This window comes from Gillisia mitskevichiae, from assembly GCF_003634585.1.
Taxonomy (GTDB): domain Bacteria; phylum Bacteroidota; class Bacteroidia; order Flavobacteriales; family Flavobacteriaceae; genus Gillisia; species Gillisia mitskevichiae.
On the sequence record NZ_RBLG01000003.1, the window covers coordinates 43,511 to 60,309 of the forward strand.

Sequence of the window (16,799 nt, forward strand, 5' to 3'; positions counted from 1 at the left end):
TTGATCAGAGAATATCTTTAACTTTATTATGCTGATAAATTGAAGTTGGTAATTCCTGAATTATTTGAAACAATTAACTATAATAGGTTTTTAAAAAGCCTGCGATGAATACAATAATTAAATAAAATGACCCGATTGGAGGAGATATTGGAGGTTGCATGTAAACTCTATTACCAGCAAGGTATAAAATCAGTCTCTATGGATGATATCGCGGAGAGTCTAGCTATCTCAAAAAAAACTTTGTATAACACAGTGAGTAATAAAAATGAGTTACTTATCCTGGTCACAAAAAATTTATCGTCTATATTCATAAAATCGTTGCATGATATTAATGTAAGAAATAATATTACGCAAAAAGAAAAATTAAAACACATAGCTAAATTTATTCTGACATTTACCTGTGAAAACTTTCTTTTTATTCAACAACTTAAAAATACCCATAGGAGGTTGTGGGTAGAATTGGAGTATGACCAACATACTGCCATTTTGAAAATTATGGGTCCTATTTATCAAGAATTACGAAAGGAGAAACTACTGAAAAGATCAGTGAACAAAGATTTGCTAAATTTTATTTTTCTAGGCATGTGTAAGGTTAAAAAGGATCATTTAAACTCAATGGAAAGTTCACAAAAACGTATAGAGATTTCAGAACTATTAATTGACGGATTATTTGTTAACTTAGAAAATTAAATACTTACCTCTATAATTATTATTCAAATAAATCCTGGGAAATCGTTTTTGTATGTCCAAAGAAGTACCTATTAAGTTTTAAATAAAATTGTACCCAAACAAATCAAAGCAAGCTTGTCCATTAGATTGTTCAGAACAATGAAATTAGGAATACTTTTGGCATCAAACGCTTTTATTTACTATTGTGATTGTATATAGAGGGGTCCAGCAAATCAAGAATTTTTTGTCAAAACCGAAACTACGGTTAGATATAACAAGTAATTTAAAAGTTCAGTAGATGGGAGAAACAGGGAAGATAGCTTTTTGCTAAAAAAATTTATTGTAATAATTAATAATGCTATGGAATCAGAATTTTATCAGTTACAAGTTAAAAAGCCCACTGGAGAAATTATTGAAATGAAAAATTTCGAAGGTAAAACAATATTGGTTGTCAATACGGCGACAAAATGTGGCCTGGCCCCACAATTTGAAGGTTTAGAAGAGTTGCATCAAAAATACAAAGACAAAGGGTTGGTTGTTTTAGGATTTCCTTGCGCGCAATTTTTAAATCAGGAACCTGAAACAAACGATACGGTTGAGGAAGCTTGCAAAATTAATCACGGAGTAACCTTTCAGCTTACCGAAAAAATTGTTGTAAACGGGAAGAATGAACATCCTGTTTACACCTATTTGAAAAGTAAGAAAGGCGGCTTTGGGGGAAGCAAAATCAAATGGAACTTCACCAAGTTTTTGGTTGACAAAAATGGAAATGTGGTAGAAAGATATGCACCAACCACTAAGCCGGAAGCCATTGAAAAAGATATTTTGAAAATAATAAATTCTTAAAATAATGTCAGACAATCTTCAAGGAAAGAAAATTATTATTACAGGAGCCACTTCAGGCCTTGGTTTAGCCATGGCAAAAGCTGTGGCTGTAGCAGGTGCATCGGTTCTAATTACCGGGCACTCGGAAGAAAAAATCCATAACGCTGTTGAAGAAGTAAAAGCGCTTAATGCAGATGTATACGGACTGATGATGAATGTGAGAAACGAAACCGAAATAGAAAACGCCGTACAGTGGGTAACAAATAAATGGGGAATATTAGATGTGCTTGTGAATAATGCAGGTATTGGTATGCGCACGGTGAATCCTTCGTTTTTAACAAAGCCAGAGCCATTTTATAAAATAACTGCCGAAGGATTTCGTAACCTCATCGACACCAATCTCACCGGGTATTTTCTGGTTGCCAAAGCTTTTGTACCCCTCTTTTTGCAAGCAGGCAAAGGAAAAATCATCAACATATCTATGAACCACGAAACGATGCGCCGCAAAGGATTTGTGCCTTATGGCCCATCAAGAGCAGGTGCCGAATCGTTGTCACTGATTATGGCAGAAGATTTAAAGGAAAAAAATATTGCCGTTAATATGTTGCTCCCTGGAGGTGCTACTGAAACAGGCATGATACCAGATGAGTTTAGGGAAGAAATTATTCAACATTTTCAGTTATTAAACCCCAATGTGATGGCTGCACCAATTGTATTTCTTTCGTCCGATGAAAGCAACGGAATAACAGGGCAGCGAATTGTAGCCATTGAATTTGAAGCATGGAAAAGCAAATTGAAGTAAGGGAAAAATAAATTCATTTTAAAATAAAAGCATTATGAAAAAAAGAAAATTAGGAAATCAAGGATTAGAAGTGTCTGCTATAGGACTTGGTTGTATGGGCATGTCTGAATTTTACAGCCACCGGGATGATGAAGAATCGGTTGCAACCATTCATCAAGCTCTTGAAATGGGACTTATTTTTTTAGACACTGCCGATATGTATGGAGTAGGTGAAAATGAAGTGTTGGTAGGCAAAGCTATTAAGGGACAAAGAGATAAATTTATCATAGCCACAAAATTTGGAAATGTGCGTGATGAAAAAGGAAATTACTTAGGCATAAACGGCACTCCAGAATATGTAAAAAAAGCATGCGATGCCAGCCTTCAACGCTTAGACATAGATTGCATTGATTTGTATTATCAGCATCGTGTGGATACAAATACGCCCATAGAAGAAACGGTAGGTGCAATGGCAGAATTGGTTAAGGAAGGCAAGGTTCGCTACTTAGGACTTTCAGAAGCCTCACCGGAAACTATTCGCAAAGCACATGCTGTTCATCCGATTACGGCTTTACAAACAGAATATTCGTTGTGGAGCCGTGATGTGGAAGATGAAATATTGCCTGTTTGCAGGGAATTGGGAATAGGTTTTGTTCCGTATAGTCCTTTAGGCAGAGGTTTTTTAACCGGTCAAATCAAAGTTTTTGATGATCTGGCAGAAGATGATTACCGCCGGTTTTCACCTCGTTTTCAAGGCGAAAATTTTGAAAAAAATCTTCATTTAGTAAAAAAAATAGAAGAATTAGCCCAGCAAAAGGGCTGTACTGCTGCTCAACTTGCCCTGGCCTGGTTGTTGGCACAAGGCAATGATATTGTTCCTATTCCAGGCACTAAACGCAGAACGCATCTTGAAGAAAATATCGGTTCATTAGAGGTTATGCTATCCAAAGAAGAATTAAAAGCCATTGATGAAATTGCTCCCAAAGGTGTGGCAGCAGGCCAACGATATGCTGCTCCGCAAATGTCTGCATTGAGCAAATAAATATAAATAAAATTCTTGCCAAAAAATAAAAACTTGTGGTTAAGGATATTATTAATAAAATGGGAAAAATCAAATTAAGCATACTCGATCAATCGGTCATTAAGCCTGGCGATGATCAGTGAAAGAACAGCTCATTAAATTATCAAAGGATTTTGGAAACCTATGAAATTATAATTTCCTCAATATCTTTTGATATGAGGCGTACAGAAAATTATTTGAGTTAAAGGCTTTACATTAATATTTTTAATAATTAATACTTAAAAACAAAATTATGAAGTACAGACAATTAGGAAAATCAGGTTTGATGGTATCCGAACTTTGCTTAGGAGCCATGAGTTTTGGCGGCGAGGGCTACTGGAAAGTAGTAGGTAACCTGGATTACCCAGCCAGCAAAAAAATAGTGGATATGGCTCTTGATGCCGGCGTAAACTTTTTTGACACGGCCGATGTATATTCCCACGGTCAATCTGAAGAAATTCTGGGTAAAGCACTAAAAGAGAAACGTAACGAAGTAGTGCTTGCCACTAAGGTAAGGGGGCGGATGAGCAAGGACATTAATGATGTGGGCTTGTCCCGTAAACACATTATTGAGAGCTGTAATAATAGTCTAAAGAGATTAGGCACCGACTATATCGACCTTTATGTGATGCACAGTTTTGATCCTATTACCCCGCTTGAAGAAACTTTGGGTGCTTTATCAGATTTGGTGCATCAGGGAAAAGTGAGATACATTGGCGCCAGTAATTTCACAGCTTGGCAGTTGATGAAAGCTCTGGCAGTATCAAAAGAAAATCATTATGAAAAATTTGTATCACTTCAAGCTATCTATTCGTTGATTTCCAGGGATGTTGAATATGAATTGACGCCGCTGCTCGAAGATCAAGGTTTAGGATTGACCCCATGGTCGCCGCTGGGAGGTGGTTTCCTGACAGGAAAATATAGGAAAGACAAACCCATGCCCGAAGATTCCAGAAGAACCAATGAAGAGCAAAACTTTATCCCGATAGATGAGGAAAAAGCTTATGTTATTGTAGATGCCCTGGAAGAAATTGCTAACAATCACAATGCGAGTATTGCGCAGGCAGCATTAAATTACCTGCTCAGAAAACCTGTGGTTTCTTCAGTGCTAGTGGGTGCTACCAAACCACACCAACTGGAAGATAACCTTAAAGCAACCGAATGGGAAATGAGTGCTGATGAAGTAAGCCGTCTGGATGAATTAAGTAAATTAAACCCAATTTATCCACATTGGATGTTGCAATTCACTTACATGGACAGAACCAGTACCGAAAATTTCTTTTAAATGTAATTGTTAGACCAACAGGATCCCCCCGAGACCTTGCCTCTGGGGGATTCATTAATTGAGATAAATCACTAGCGTAAAAATGAATAACATGAAAATTCCGGATGAATTTCAAAATTTAAAACCTTATGATATGAGTTTGTACACGTATTCATTTGTTTCAGGGAAGCAACAGAATTACATAGATGTACAATATTATCATGATGGAAGCTTGTTGAAATTCTACGTGAGGGTTTTATTTCACGTTGAAACCCAGGGAGCCCCTGGAATTGTTCACGGTGGTGCCATTGCATCTGTAATGGATGAAGCCATGGGAGGGGTAGCCTTTTTAAATCATATGCCTGCTGTTACCGCAAACTTAACGCTAAATTATCACAGGCCATTACCGGTTGAAACCACCATGTATATGACTGCCACAATCGAAAAAACTGAAGGTCAAAAAGTCTATATCGCGGGAAAAATGTTTGATGGAGATGGGGTGCTTTTTGCCGAATCAGAAGGAATTTTTGTCAAAGTATCCCATGAAAGAATTGGTTTTACAAATAGCAAATAAAATTTTTGTCAATGAAGAAAATAATTATTCGTTATCGGCTACTGTAGAAGAGGCACTGTACCATTTAAGTGTTGTATGAACAATGAAATTATCTGGTTTACTTTCGCTATGCACCGATTTTGAATACTTCAGCGTTTGTAAACCTGCTGCAATGCACTAAAACAATTTAAACACGAGGCTCGCCCAACTAATAAGTGGGGAAACTGCATTGAAAGCGATAAGAAAAAAAAGGACATAGAATGGGAAAGTTACCCGTATATTTTATACCTCATGGTGGTGGTCCGTGGCATGTAACTAAAAATGCCATGGGCGACCCTATTGGATATGGTCGGTTAAGGGAATACCTTAAAAATTTTGGTGAGCAATACAGCCAAAAGATAAAAGCTATTCTTGTTGTTTCAGGACATTGGGAAGAGGATTTGCCGACGCTGCAATTCGGTTCAAATCCACATTTGCTATATGATTATTATGGCTTTCCTGAATCTACATATCATTTAAAATGGCCAGCTCCCGGTAATCCCGAATTGGCTGAACAGATTGAAAATCTATTTAAAGCAAGGAGGGTTAAAACAAAAAGAGACTATGAAAGAGGCTTTGACCATGGAATATTTGTGCCTTTAATGATTGCTTTCCCAAAAGCCAATATTCCGGTGGTTCAGCTTTCCCTGGTCAATTCCTTTGACCCTGAAACGCATATAAACCTTGGCGAAGTGCTTGAACCTTTACGAAATGAAGGTGTGTTGATTATAGGTTCAGGAATGAGCTACCATAATATGCAAGGGTTTATGTCGGGTAGTTCTTCAGCTACAGGTGTTTCAATGCAATTCGATGGTTGGCTCACCCAGACAGTTGAGATAAATGATGCTAAAAAACGGAATGCAATGCTCATTAACTGGAAGAATGCACCGAAAGCAAGAGAAAGCCATCCAAGAAGTGAACATCTGGCACCACTGTTTGTAGTTGCCGGTGCTGCTGGCATTGATCAGGGTTCTCGTGATTATTCGGGATTGCTCATGGGTGTTAAAGTTTCAGGATATAAGTTTGGATAATTGATAAGAATTAAATTTTATAGAGGCCAGTAGTTACTTATAATTTGTTTCTGATACGCCTTTCTATGGGCCTTGATCATTTTTTTCTATCAGGTTTCCTTGCTTTGGGAACAATCGCTCCTAAAGCAGAACTTGTTGAAATACCTGTAGATATCAAGGTTGTTCAACGAAGACTCCATGACTTTATCTGTGGTCTCATGGTATGCAGGGCCCTGAAGTTGGTTCCGTTCTTACTTTCTATCTAATCGATATCATAGGCCTTTGCAATGGATCTGTCTCCTTTCCATTTATCAGTGGTGACCTTTGCCTCCCTACTGATGTTGTTGACAAAGATTGTAGCGACTTTACCGAGAAATGCTCTATGCGCATGGCTTACATGCGCCTGACCTTCCTTCTAGGGGAAGTTGTACGGCTTTGACCGCTTTCTCCTATCTTCAGCGTTGCAATACCCTAGAAATTTTTCTCGATGATTTGATATAATTCAGCCTGCTGATCATCCATTTTCAGGAACTTTGATTTAGTTTGTTTAGAATCAGGAAGGGTATAAGTTATTTGATAAATATTATGTGTGAGTTCTGCTGCTTTTCTTAGTGATATAGTAGATTTTTCGGCATGGAGCTGCCTTTCCAATTCCTTGTAAATACTATAAGCCGTAAATGAGATGCAGATATGGGCTTCGATCCGGTGACGCAATCTGTGGTAAATGGGCCGTATTCGTAAATCGGTCTTTGACATTCTGAAGGCTTTTTCAATATGCCATAAGTTTTTATAATTTTCGACTACGAGTTTACCTGATAGTCCTGTATTGGTTACGTAGCCTTTCAATCCATCCCAGGCGTTGTCTTTCCAGAATTTTTCATAATCAATTTCAATGGTCACATCTCCCTGCATTTTTAGATATTTATTGTAACCCTTATTGTTGATGTTGGATTTGGTGAGCTTTCCAGATTTTATCCGCTTTTCCAGGCGCTGCAATCCTCTTTCTCGGTTGTGCTCATCTTTTGCCGCTCGATTGTTCGAATAGGCAAAAATCAGACGGGTTTTTTCAGCCTTTGGTATTTTGATCATTTGGCCATCAGTAAGCTTTTTTGTCAGTATCTGTTTCTTTATTTTTTTGGTTCGTTGTGTGCTGTGAGTGAGGGCAACTTAAAAGCATTAAAAAACACCAGTTTTGTATTTAACAGTTGAGCTAATGATGCTGAATACAGAACAGCATTGTCTGATGTTTTAGAAAAATTTGTCGCAACTAGGATTGAGTACATAGTTTTGGTTAAAAAGGTTTATTAAGTATTTAATATTATCTCCATCCGCCGCGCAGCGCTTCATATTAGTCTACAAGCGAGACTAATTGTTGTAACTTTCTTCAACTTCATTTTTTCTAAACTCGAATTTTTTAGTTTCAGATTCAAAGGTAAACAACGCATTAGATACTTCACTCCCGGCAATCAACAAGGTCTTCTTAAACTCAAGTAAGGCTTGCTGTTGCTGTGCAAGTGCAACTTCTTTTTGAGTCTTGGCTTTACTTGTGCCACATTGATAAGTGCTTTGCGGCTGCAGCACCTTGACTCAACGGCTGTGTCTCTAACTTATATAACACTTCGCATTTTCGTAATTTTTTGCCCTTCGTCCACCAATACTTTTTGAATGTAACCAGATGTTTTAGCTCTAACATCACTGTTTATTATGCCCTCACTGGCTGCCGGGTATTCTGTAAATCCTGTAACTGTTTTAGGTTGCAGTTGTGTTACTGGAAAAGGTACAGGTGGCCTTTGAGAAACTTGTGGGTTTTCTTGTTTATCACTACAACTTACAATGACTAAGCATACACTTAGTGACTAGATGGTTTTCAGTTTTATTGGATTTCATTTTTAATCTGACTTTAAATATTAAACTGGTTCTCTCTTAATTGTTTTATTGACATACTTGCTTCATCTAAAAATTTGATATAGTCATTATGAAAATTTAAATCGAATTTTTCTTCTTCATTTATAATTTTTTGTGTGTTAATCGTCTCTTTATATTTCTTTATTTCTAAATGTAACGCTTTAACTTCTTGCAATTCATTTATCATAGCATCGATGTGCTGAACAATCAAATCCTTATTTATAATGAAATATCTTTTGCGATCTCCAGTTTTTGTGATATAAACTATTTTTTTTTTAAATCCTGTAAATGATTGAGGTGTGTAGAAATAGTACTCTTACTTGCGCGAAGGATTGTCACCATATCGTCAAATGTGGTACCTATTTTACCTGTAAGAATGATATAAGCTAAAATACGTGCCGCAAATGGACCTAACTGTTCTCTATTCTCTAAATGCACACCTAGTTTTTCAACTAAGTCTATTTTTTCTCTGCATATTTTTTCTTTCATTTCGAATTGTTTTTTCTCCTCATTGTCGATAATTATTAACTCACCCACAGTAAAATCCAGGAAAAAATAGTTATGGTTTCGAACAAACCGAACTATTCGAAGTTAAATTTTTATTGATTATTGTTTATATATGATTCTACGACGTTTTTAGCTTAGTTTATAAATATGTGGTGTTGAGAAAATCCTTCATAAAATTTCAATAAGAATCCTGAAACTAAAGCTTCAGTTGGGTCTCTCCAGGATTTGCTCCCACAGAACTTTAATTTCCTTACAAGGGATAACCATCCCCATTTTACATTACTTGCAGTTATTATTTCGTTTTCAGGGTTTGTGTGGTTTATTGTTGGTTTTTCCGGCTTTATAGAGTAGGCACCTACTTCGTGCGATTAGTTGTTTTCTAGTATCTCCATTTTCAAAGATTAGTCACTGGAAGGTTTTTGTTTTTTAAGAGGGCTTGTTTGATTTGTTCATTCTCTAGGTCTATGGCAAATCTTGTAAGGCTTCTAATGTAAGTTTTTGTACCTGGAAGTATTTTTAAGTAGTTGTTCTATGATGGGTCCTACTTTGAGCCAATTCGAAGTATAAACTCAATATTAGCTCAATGCCTTATTTTACTAATATCTTTTAATGACTGTATTTTATGCAACATTTTAGTAGTTATTTTAAGATGTTAGAAATGGGTTTGTACCTGGATTACACCTCGTTTTTGGCTAAGCCCAGTTAAACCGGGAATTGAAAACTTCTGTATTGGGAAGTAATCTATTCTAGACTAATAACATCTATTTAAAACTGTTTAGCTATTTCCATATTTTAAAATTTATCACAAGCTTTTTATTTTGAATAAGCGTTCGCCAGTCTATAAAGAAAAGGCAGAAAAGAAAAACTATACTCAACACTAAACTTGCAATTGACTGCCAAGAAAATATATTCTCTATCAGACTATCAATATTTTCCGATGCGTATTTACCTAAGTGTAATGCGATAGAGTCACTAGTGAATTTGCCAATGATAAAAGCGGGAATAATATAGATGGGCTTTAATCTGGAAATGCCCGCCCATAAGAAGAGTGGTGTAGTTGGAAGTGGCAATAAGGAATATGCAAGGATAATTACTTGACCCTTCCATTTATTATCTCTCATTTTATCACCAATAAATTGAATGTCATTATTCTTCGATTCTTTTAAATACTTATTCGCTAATAAAGGAGCATATAAAAGCAAAATATATCTACCTAAAACCGAGCCAGCTACGCCTATAATAATTACTGCCCAAACATTCAATCCAAAAATGATCTGAATAGACATCATTATGGTAAATGCAGGAGGAAAAGGAAAAGGAACTATATCAAACAATAACGCACCTATAAAAACTAAAACATATTGCCACCACATTTTTATCTTTTTACTTAGTCTTCTGTCGAAAAATTAATACACAACATTATATAAATAAATACTTATTTTTTTAACTTTAGAATAACTGAAAGATAGCGAATCACATTGGATTAGGCTTTTTTTAATCAGGCTTGGTGTTATAGTACAGAAAATAGATTTGATTGAATCCTAAATCTTTTTTTAGCCGAAGCTGGAATCAGGCTTTGAATATTTAATTAGCAAATATGCAACTGGTTGATCGCTTATTGCCCTAATTTAGAGTAGGTATTTCGGCTTGGAAATAGAAATATAGGGTAATTAGTTTTAGTATATTTACAGAAATCGTTTAATAATTCAAATTATTCTATGGAAAAGAAAATTCTTATTCCTACCAATTTTACCAAACATGCATGGAATACCCTGGTGTATGCTTTAAATTTTTATAAAAATATCCCCTGTACTTTTTTTATTCTGAATACTTATGAAGTTCCCACAAGGATTTCCCTAAGCAAGAATCAAAATACCGAACTTGAAGCAGCAAAGGCTGAATCGGAAAAAGGACTACAGAAGATTCTTCAAGGTTTAAAATTTAGACAAGAAAACAAGAAGCATCAATTTGAAACAATATCGCGAAATGAGGATCTAGCTGAAGCCATACAAGAATGCATAGATACTCATAAAATAGATTTGATTTTAATGGTTTCCCGTGGCGAAAATGTTTCCATTAACGCAGATTTTGAAAATGAAATTTCAGAAGTGACCGAGAAGGTAGAAAATTGTCCTTTTTTAGTTCTACCTGAACAAATGCAAGAACTTCCAGAATCCAACAGAGAAATAGTTTTTCCTACCACTTATAAATTTCCATTTAAAAACAAAGAAATTGTAGCCCTTATTGAAATGGCTATTTATTTAAATGCAAGCGTCAGGATTTTATATATAAATAGCGATAACAGACCACTCACTAAAGAGCAGGAACAAAATAAAGAAACGTTGAAAACCTATTTTGCTGACATTGACTTTAGCTTTCATAAACTCACGCAGACAACCCTTACTATGGGTGTACATTTATTTATTGAAAGTAGGGAAAGTAATTTTCTCGCACTTTATAAACGAAAACAGGGATTTTTTAGTAAACTCTTTTCACAGCGAAGTAAGGAAGACATCAATTTTAGTCCAAAGGTGCCGGTATTAATTTTAAAGGAATTGGAATAAGAATAAGGAGGTAATTAAATTTCAGAGCTAAAAAGCTATCGATGGTCTGCCTAGACTTGATTATTTAATTAAATTACTTAGTTTCTTTAAAAATTTACTGTCTATTTTAAATAGCCGGTATTGTATTTTTTTATTCCAATTCTAATATTCTTTTAAGCATTAGGCCTGATACTTCTGAAATAGATGTTCAGAATTAGATCTAACAACTGCACCCTTTACAACAACAATAATGGAGCTATAAAACCAATTCTTACTTCATTTCTATTATAATTGGCTGCATTAAATTGTTTTGTTGCAAAATTAGAATAGTCATAATATCTTCCAATATAAGCAAAGAAAAACCGAACGTCAAGGTTTTTAAACGGACTATAATATACAGTAGGAACCATTCCGTAACTAGTTCTTAAAAGCTCACGGCCAGATTCAAAATCACCATAAGCATTGCTAGTCATTAGACTTAGTAATCCTCTAAATTTAGGACTGAATTGATATTCTGCTCTCAACCAGTTCTCTATATACAAGGCATCCTCTGCTAACACATCATTCTGAATAATACTAGTAACAATGCCTTTAGTATCAACCTCTTCATAACTATAATTAAAGTCATACATCAAGGTGAGATTCTTGTTTTGATATTTATTACCTAAAGTAAAAAAATAAGTCCCTCTTTTTTTCACCTGATTCGAATAACTTAAACTATAAATTGTTTGAAATTTCTCCTCGAAAAAACTTCCTCTCCAGTTCCCAACAAAAGCCACTGGCCAATCGGGTTCCTGAATATTTTCTGCAACCACATCGCCATAAAGATCATCATAAAGCATGGTTCGGGAATTTAAAATCTGGAATCCTAATTTATGCTGTTTTGAATTTTGATACGTAATTCCTGCGCCGGTTACAAATGCCAAAGCATTGCTTTGAATATCATTATATTCTAATACGTCTAGTGCTTGAAACTCATATTCATAACCTCCATAAAACGCATAGGTTTTCCCTAGAATTAGGTTGAATCTTGGACTGGCTTGAATATCAATGTAAGCCAATTCAATATTGCTCCCTAATTGATCTAAGGATTGAACTTCGCCACCTTTATTAAAACGATTTCTAAAATGAAAGTCCACCTTTTCATGTAATTTTGCTGAAATCCCTAGAGCGGTATAGCCATTTTCAAACTGCAAACCATTATAATAGCTATCACCTCCCCTAAAGGTATAGGCTTGAAACTCCATACGCATATCGAAAGTGATATTTATATTTTTTAGAAGTGTTTCTTTTTCAAGAGAGATTAAAGGCTCAGCTAAACTGTCCCTTATTTGAGAGAATCCAGTTAAGGTACATAATAGGAAAAGAAATAAAAAAAATGGTCTTATCATAAATGAATTTAGAATTATCAGCAAATTTTGAACTAAAAACTAGGAAGGATTACCATCATTACATTGCCTTTAGTTCAATAGAAAATGTAAAATAGGATTATCTTCATAAAACTACATAATATAATTTAAAATGGAAAGTTTAAAGATTAGGTTCTGCTTTCTTCTATAAAATCTTAACCCATTTGGTCTTACATCTTCTCTTTTAAATAATTCATATGTATAAAAACATACCTAATCCCTCATATACTGGGATTCAACTCAGGAAATACTTTTTGTTTATACCTCTGGTACCTCCTATATTTTATAAACATTAATTTTCTTTTTCTAAATTTATTTATGAAAAAGTTGTATTGATAACGCCTAATTAAGCGGAAATTACAGGAGAAATACTTACCTTTGCATTTAATTAAAGAAAACGCCAATTTTTGTAAGACTTTCTTAGTCCTTTTGTAAATCGAAATCCAACAAGACGCATAGATTGCCCTATAGATGAATAAATATTGGCTTGGGAAGTAATGATGTTCAATAAAATTTCTTTTCTTCCTTTTTTTATTATATGTTTAATAATTAAACCTTTAGGTTACATAATATGTAATCATTGAAATAGCAAATATGGGAAGACCTTCCACTAAACCAAAAGATTTAAGAGACGGATTTTATATAGAAGTTCGAAATAAAAATCAAAGAACTGCAATAAAAATTCGCAGAGATACTAAGGAGCAACTAATTCTTGCTATAGAGGAGTATCGAAAAAACAAAGAAGTTACAGTTCTAGGGGAATCCAAGAAAGGTAAAATGATTGAGATCCCCGGAGTAAGTTAACATTCCACATTCATTTTTAGGATGTGTATAGTAAAATATACACATCCCGGAAAAGAAGGCCTTAGTAGAGCCTGTTCGTTTCTTAATACAAATCCAATTTCATTAAGTAGGATCCCAATAATTCTTCTACCAACTTAGATAAATTATTAATATTGGTTTCTTTCCTTCAAGTTGCGTCTTCAACTTAAAATCGAATACTCACAAGCTGCTATATTACTATTCAGTATAATATCACCCACTTATAATGTTTAAATATTATTTAAACTAGGATAATTAGTGTTGCGGGATAGTTCTTAGGAAACCTATGATAATTATAATCAGATTAAATTCCTAGTCCCATCTGTAATTTAGGGTCAACTGTAAAATACTTTATGTTATTCCCTTCAGTAATACTAAATTTAACATTATAAAGTTCTTCTCCTTCTACGTCTTTATTTTTAATTTTCATCTCTAAACCTTTTTTTTGATGATTTTTCGTGCTAAATCTAAGAATTTTTGCGCCACCATTCGGTTTTCTCTCAATATCTAAAATCTCGATTACAGCATTACTATTGCCATCTTTAGGCTCTCCACTCCAGTAAATTTTCATGTTCTTATAAACAGTAGTTACAAAGTCTTTTGGGCTTCCAGAATTTGTCACCGAATTACCTTCCACATTAGAAAATACCACTGTAGAATCTAAATTACGCTCATTTATTTTTCCTGTATCTATAGTTAAAAGCACATACGCATCCTTAGAAACCAGCTCTGCTTCATTATCCATAATTCCTAATTCCAAGTTAGCGCTACTATTTGAGTTAAAAATAAGCTGTTCTGAGTTCTCGATAGAACCGTATGAAACCGGCTCTTCACTTTTGAATGAAATTAAAACAAGAAAGATTGTTAATAAGCCAGCGAATTTAATTGTACGTTTTAGTAATGTTTTCGTTTTCATGATTTTAAGTTTTGGTTGTTTATTAAAAAAATCTATTTGATTTTTTAGCTCATATTAGTGGACATTCCATTATGCTTTAAAGTCGAGGTATCCTTAAGGTTTTCCACAAAATACATGGGTATCATGCCTTTATTTTTCACTTTTATTTTACCTCTTTCCTTACAGGAGAAGGTACTTTTCACCAAATGATAGGTATCTTCGGAAATATTGATCTTTCCAATTTCGGAACAAGATTCCATTCGTGAAGCAATATTAACTGCATCTCCCCAAATATCATAAGCGAATTTTTTGCTCCCCACTACTCCTGCTATTAATGGACCACTATTGATCCCAATTCTAATTTCAAAAAGAGCTCCAATACCCAAATTATCTCTTTTTGTCTCTTCCACAAATTCTAATATCTCAAGCGCTGCATACATCATTGCAACGGCATGATTTTCCATAGGATAAGGAACCCCTGCAGCACACATGTAAGAATCCCCAATTGTTTTGATCTTCTCCAAACCGTGCTTTTCAATAATTTTGTCAAATTTTGAAAAATAGAAATCAACACTTTTCACCAATTCTTCCGGAGAGAGACTCTCCGAAAAATGTGTAAAATCCACGAAGTCTGTAAATAAAACACTAACTGAATCAAACTTTTTGGCTTTAACTTTTCCTGTTTCCATAAGCTCGAGAGCCGTTCCTTCTGGAAGAATATTTCTCAATAAATGTTCAGACCGGATCTTTTCACGTTCAATAATTAAATTGGTGCGTCTAATAAAATTATTTCTTCTATATAACCCAAATGCTAAGAGCATTAAGAGGAATAGCGCAACTAAAACTCCTATAACTATATTCTGTTGATTCTTTTTCTGTTGATTCAATAAATCGACTTCGGTTTGCTTTTGGGAGATCTCAAAATCTGTACGTAAATTGGCCATTTCTCGGATAGATTCTAAATTTCTTACACTATCGCGATACGTTATATAATCCTTATAATATTGAAAAGATTTTGCAGTATATCCTATTTGTTCATATAATTCTGAAAGTTTTTGATAGGCATCTGCTATATAATTCTTAAAACCATATTTCTTAGAAATTTCCAAACTTCTGCTAGCATAGCGAAATGCCTTATCCATATCTCCTTTTTCCGAATATACATCGGAGAGAGAAACAAGGAATTCGGCAATAGCATTATGGGCATTTAACTCTTCAAGCAATATTATAGCAGTGTTTAAATTCTCTTCTGCCAAATCATCATTACCTAATTCAGCATTAATTCTACCAAGATTTCCCAAACTATAAGCCCGTCCCAAGGGATAATTTACTTTCTCAAAAATAAGCTCTGCTTCCTTAGTGAAAATTTTAGCTTTTTCTAAATTCCCTATACGTAAGTATTCATCTCCGGCATTAAAAAGTGCACTACCCAAAGAGGTTGAATCTTCTCCGCTTCGCAACTCATCTATACCTTTATTATAATAAAGATCTGCATTAGAAGTATTTCCACTTAATGAATAAACATTCCCAATCTCAATATTACTGTAAGCGATTCCCTTCTTATCCTTAATTTTATTGGCATAATCCAAGCTTTTAAAATATGCTTTTAATGCTTGTTTAAGGTCCCCTTTTAGACGTAATCCATTTCCAAGTTGGCGATATCCACTATATACTTTTTCGTCATTCCCTATAGCTATCCCATGTGTTATTAACAGTTTAGAATATTTTGTTACACTATCGGGCTCTTCTTCATTATTAGCTATATCCCATAATAAATCCAAATCGACTGGTTTTCCTGCTCGAGAGTTAAATATGTTCTTTAAACTATCAGAAATTCCAGATTTTTGAGCAGTACTGTTTCCACAACAAAGTAAAATTGCTATTAGAACCAAAAAGGAATACTGTCTTCTCATATGTAATAATTAAATTAGATCCCATTTTTAGGGTATTTCTAAAATATTTTATCAATAGCTTAATTATAATTCTATCTAATGAATTTTAATTTTTTGCATTGCATACTTTAGAATGAACGAATTGTGGGGAGAGGGTTCTTTGAACTACAAATAAGGGATCAAATAGGTAGTTCTATTATAAATTATAATGTAAAACTCTATTCATAATAAAAATAAGATCACATTAAAATTACTGATTATCAAGGTAGTGAAGATATAAATATTAAAAAAGAGATTTTCGGTGAACAGCTTCAAAACGCTTCTAACTACACATTTCTTTCAAAAAAAACTTAAAATTGAAAACTCATGCAAATTTTATATTACCATTTTCCATGAGTTCCCTTAACAAATCAAAAGTTTATAAAGTGAATTAAAATTATTTACGAAGTAAATATTGTGGTAATTTGGTTACTTTAGAAGTAAATACTCATCTATTATTAACAAATTTGAATTTTATAAGCTTCACATTAAGTTGATTTTAAATGTTTTAGTTGGTCTTTTATAAACCAACATATTGTTTATACTATTTCAAATCTATACCTTATAGAAAAAATTGGAACGCAGA

General features: G+C 34.2%; 16 protein-coding genes and 2 pseudogenes. 9 read left to right on the forward strand and 9 right to left on the reverse strand.

All coding sequences use genetic code 11. From position 1 onward, the window contains the following. Window positions 1-126: 126 nt before the first annotated feature. The 7 genes from BC962_RS11105 to BC962_RS11135 all read left to right on the forward strand — a co-directional run bounded on the left by BC962_RS11105 (window position 127) and on the right by BC962_RS11135 (window position 6,222). Window positions 127-690, forward strand: a complete 564-nt coding sequence (locus BC962_RS11105) for a TetR/AcrR family transcriptional regulator (RefSeq protein ID WP_121346104.1) — start codon at window positions 127-129, stop codon at window positions 688-690. Between the two features lie 339 nt (window positions 691-1,029). Beyond that, window positions 1,030-1,515 (forward strand): glutathione peroxidase, encoded by a 486-nt coding sequence (locus BC962_RS11110; RefSeq protein WP_121346105.1) that lies wholly within the window; start codon window positions 1,030-1,032, stop codon window positions 1,513-1,515. Between the two features lie 4 nt (window positions 1,516-1,519). Then, the gene (locus BC962_RS11115; RefSeq protein ID WP_121346106.1) at window positions 1,520-2,296 is read left to right on the forward strand and encodes an SDR family NAD(P)-dependent oxidoreductase; all 777 of its coding nucleotides are present in this window, start codon (window positions 1,520-1,522) and stop codon (window positions 2,294-2,296) included. A gap of 34 nt (window positions 2,297-2,330) precedes the next feature. Next, a complete protein-coding gene (locus BC962_RS11120; RefSeq protein ID WP_121346107.1) occupies window positions 2,331-3,317 on the forward strand; it encodes an aldo/keto reductase in 987 nt (328 codons plus the stop codon). 271 nt (window positions 3,318-3,588) lie between these two features. Next, window positions 3,589-4,620, forward strand: a complete 1,032-nt coding sequence (locus BC962_RS11125; RefSeq protein ID WP_121346108.1) for an aldo/keto reductase — start codon at window positions 3,589-3,591, stop codon at window positions 4,618-4,620. Between the two features lie 91 nt (window positions 4,621-4,711). Continuing rightward, window positions 4,712-5,173 carry a PaaI family thioesterase gene (locus BC962_RS11130; protein WP_183075499.1) on the forward strand — a complete coding sequence of 154 codons (462 nt, stop codon included), beginning with the start codon at window positions 4,712-4,714 and terminating at the stop codon, window positions 5,171-5,173. A gap of 239 nt (window positions 5,174-5,412) precedes the next feature. Continuing rightward, entirely contained in the window at window positions 5,413-6,222 is an 810-nt protein-coding gene (locus BC962_RS11135; protein ID WP_121346110.1) for a DODA-type extradiol aromatic ring-opening family dioxygenase, read from the forward strand. 89 nt (window positions 6,223-6,311) lie between these two features. Here BC962_RS11135 and BC962_RS16510 read toward each other — a convergent pair. The 6 genes and pseudogenes from BC962_RS16510 to BC962_RS11165 form a co-directional block, all read right to left on the reverse strand. After that, window positions 6,312-6,650 (reverse strand): annotated as a pseudogene (locus BC962_RS16510) (IS1595 family transposase); the annotation flags it as partial. A 22-nt stretch (window positions 6,651-6,672) separates the two neighbouring features. Further along, on the reverse strand, window positions 6,673-7,332 hold the full coding sequence (locus BC962_RS11145) for an IS1634 family transposase (RefSeq protein ID WP_317127960.1): 660 nt from the start codon (window positions 7,330-7,332) through the stop codon (window positions 6,673-6,675). A gap of 252 nt (window positions 7,333-7,584) precedes the next feature. Then, a pseudogene (locus tag BC962_RS11150) lies at window positions 7,585-7,743 on the reverse strand (TolC family protein); the annotation flags it as partial. 358 nt (window positions 7,744-8,101) lie between these two features. After that, a complete protein-coding gene (locus BC962_RS16600; RefSeq protein WP_317127957.1) occupies window positions 8,102-8,317 on the reverse strand; it encodes a hypothetical protein in 216 nt (71 codons plus the stop codon). A gap of 53 nt (window positions 8,318-8,370) precedes the next feature. Then, on the reverse strand, window positions 8,371-8,595 hold the full coding sequence (locus BC962_RS16605; RefSeq protein WP_317127958.1) for a hypothetical protein: 225 nt from the start codon (window positions 8,593-8,595) through the stop codon (window positions 8,371-8,373). Between the two features lie 797 nt (window positions 8,596-9,392). Beyond that, entirely contained in the window at window positions 9,393-9,986 is a 594-nt protein-coding gene (locus tag BC962_RS11165; protein WP_121346113.1) for a hypothetical protein, read from the reverse strand. A 345-nt stretch (window positions 9,987-10,331) separates the two neighbouring features. Here BC962_RS11165 and BC962_RS11170 point away from each other — a divergent pair, with 345 nt between their 5' ends. Next, window positions 10,332-11,177, forward strand: a complete 846-nt coding sequence (locus tag BC962_RS11170; RefSeq protein WP_121346114.1) for a universal stress protein — start codon at window positions 10,332-10,334, stop codon at window positions 11,175-11,177. A 215-nt stretch (window positions 11,178-11,392) separates the two neighbouring features. On the opposite strand, the gene BC962_RS11175 is transcribed toward BC962_RS11170, so the two are convergent. Then, window positions 11,393-12,547 (reverse strand): porin, encoded by a 1,155-nt coding sequence (locus tag BC962_RS11175; RefSeq protein ID WP_121346115.1) that lies wholly within the window; start codon window positions 12,545-12,547, stop codon window positions 11,393-11,395. Between the two features lie 612 nt (window positions 12,548-13,159). On the opposite strand from BC962_RS11175, the gene BC962_RS11180 reads away from it, so the two are divergent. After that, window positions 13,160-13,369 carry a hypothetical protein gene (locus BC962_RS11180; RefSeq protein ID WP_010228566.1) on the forward strand — a complete coding sequence of 70 codons (210 nt, stop codon included), beginning with the start codon at window positions 13,160-13,162 and terminating at the stop codon, window positions 13,367-13,369. A 322-nt stretch (window positions 13,370-13,691) separates the two neighbouring features. Here the strand turns inward: BC962_RS11180 and BC962_RS11185 are convergent, their stop codons facing one another. Both BC962_RS11185 and BC962_RS11190 read right to left on the reverse strand, forming a co-directional pair. Beyond that, the gene (locus BC962_RS11185) at window positions 13,692-14,303 is read right to left on the reverse strand and encodes a hypothetical protein (RefSeq protein ID WP_121346116.1); all 612 of its coding nucleotides are present in this window, start codon (window positions 14,301-14,303) and stop codon (window positions 13,692-13,694) included. A gap of 44 nt (window positions 14,304-14,347) precedes the next feature. Further along, a complete protein-coding gene (locus tag BC962_RS11190; protein ID WP_121346117.1) occupies window positions 14,348-16,195 on the reverse strand; it encodes an adenylate/guanylate cyclase domain-containing protein in 1,848 nt (615 codons plus the stop codon). Window positions 16,196-16,799 lie beyond the last annotated feature (604 nt).

Excerpts from the sequence above, each read along its gene's own strand:
- BC962_RS11110 (WP_121346105.1), top strand. The coding sequence starts at position 1,030 with ATGGAATCAGAATTTTATCAGTTACAAGTTAAAAAGCCCACTGGAGAA.
- BC962_RS11190 (WP_121346117.1), bottom strand. The coding sequence starts at position 16,195 with ATGAGAAGACAGTATTCCTTTTTGGTTCTAATAGCAATTTTACTTTGT.
- BC962_RS11135 (WP_121346110.1), top strand. The coding sequence starts at position 5,413 with ATGGGAAAGTTACCCGTATATTTTATACCTCATGGTGGTGGTCCGTGG.
- BC962_RS11180 (WP_010228566.1), top strand. The coding sequence starts at position 13,160 with ATGGGAAGACCTTCCACTAAACCAAAAGATTTAAGAGACGGATTTTAT.
- BC962_RS11105 (WP_121346104.1), top strand. The coding sequence starts at position 127 with ATGACCCGATTGGAGGAGATATTGGAGGTTGCATGTAAACTCTATTAC.
- BC962_RS11120 (WP_121346107.1), top strand. The coding sequence starts at position 2,331 with ATGAAAAAAAGAAAATTAGGAAATCAAGGATTAGAAGTGTCTGCTATA.
- BC962_RS11185 (WP_121346116.1), bottom strand. The coding sequence starts at position 14,303 with ATGAAAACGAAAACATTACTAAAACGTACAATTAAATTCGCTGGCTTA.
- BC962_RS16605 (WP_317127958.1), bottom strand. The coding sequence starts at position 8,595 with ATGAAAGAAAAAATATGCAGAGAAAAAATAGACTTAGTTGAAAAACTA.
- BC962_RS11170 (WP_121346114.1), top strand. The coding sequence starts at position 10,332 with ATGGAAAAGAAAATTCTTATTCCTACCAATTTTACCAAACATGCATGG.
- BC962_RS11130 (WP_183075499.1), top strand. The coding sequence starts at position 4,712 with ATGAAAATTCCGGATGAATTTCAAAATTTAAAACCTTATGATATGAGT.
- BC962_RS11125 (WP_121346108.1), top strand. The coding sequence starts at position 3,589 with ATGAAGTACAGACAATTAGGAAAATCAGGTTTGATGGTATCCGAACTT.
- BC962_RS11115 (WP_121346106.1), top strand. The coding sequence starts at position 1,520 with ATGTCAGACAATCTTCAAGGAAAGAAAATTATTATTACAGGAGCCACT.
- BC962_RS11175 (WP_121346115.1), bottom strand. The coding sequence starts at position 12,547 with ATGATAAGACCATTTTTTTTATTTCTTTTCCTATTATGTACCTTAACT.
- BC962_RS11165 (WP_121346113.1), bottom strand. The coding sequence starts at position 9,986 with ATGTGGTGGCAATATGTTTTAGTTTTTATAGGTGCGTTATTGTTTGAT.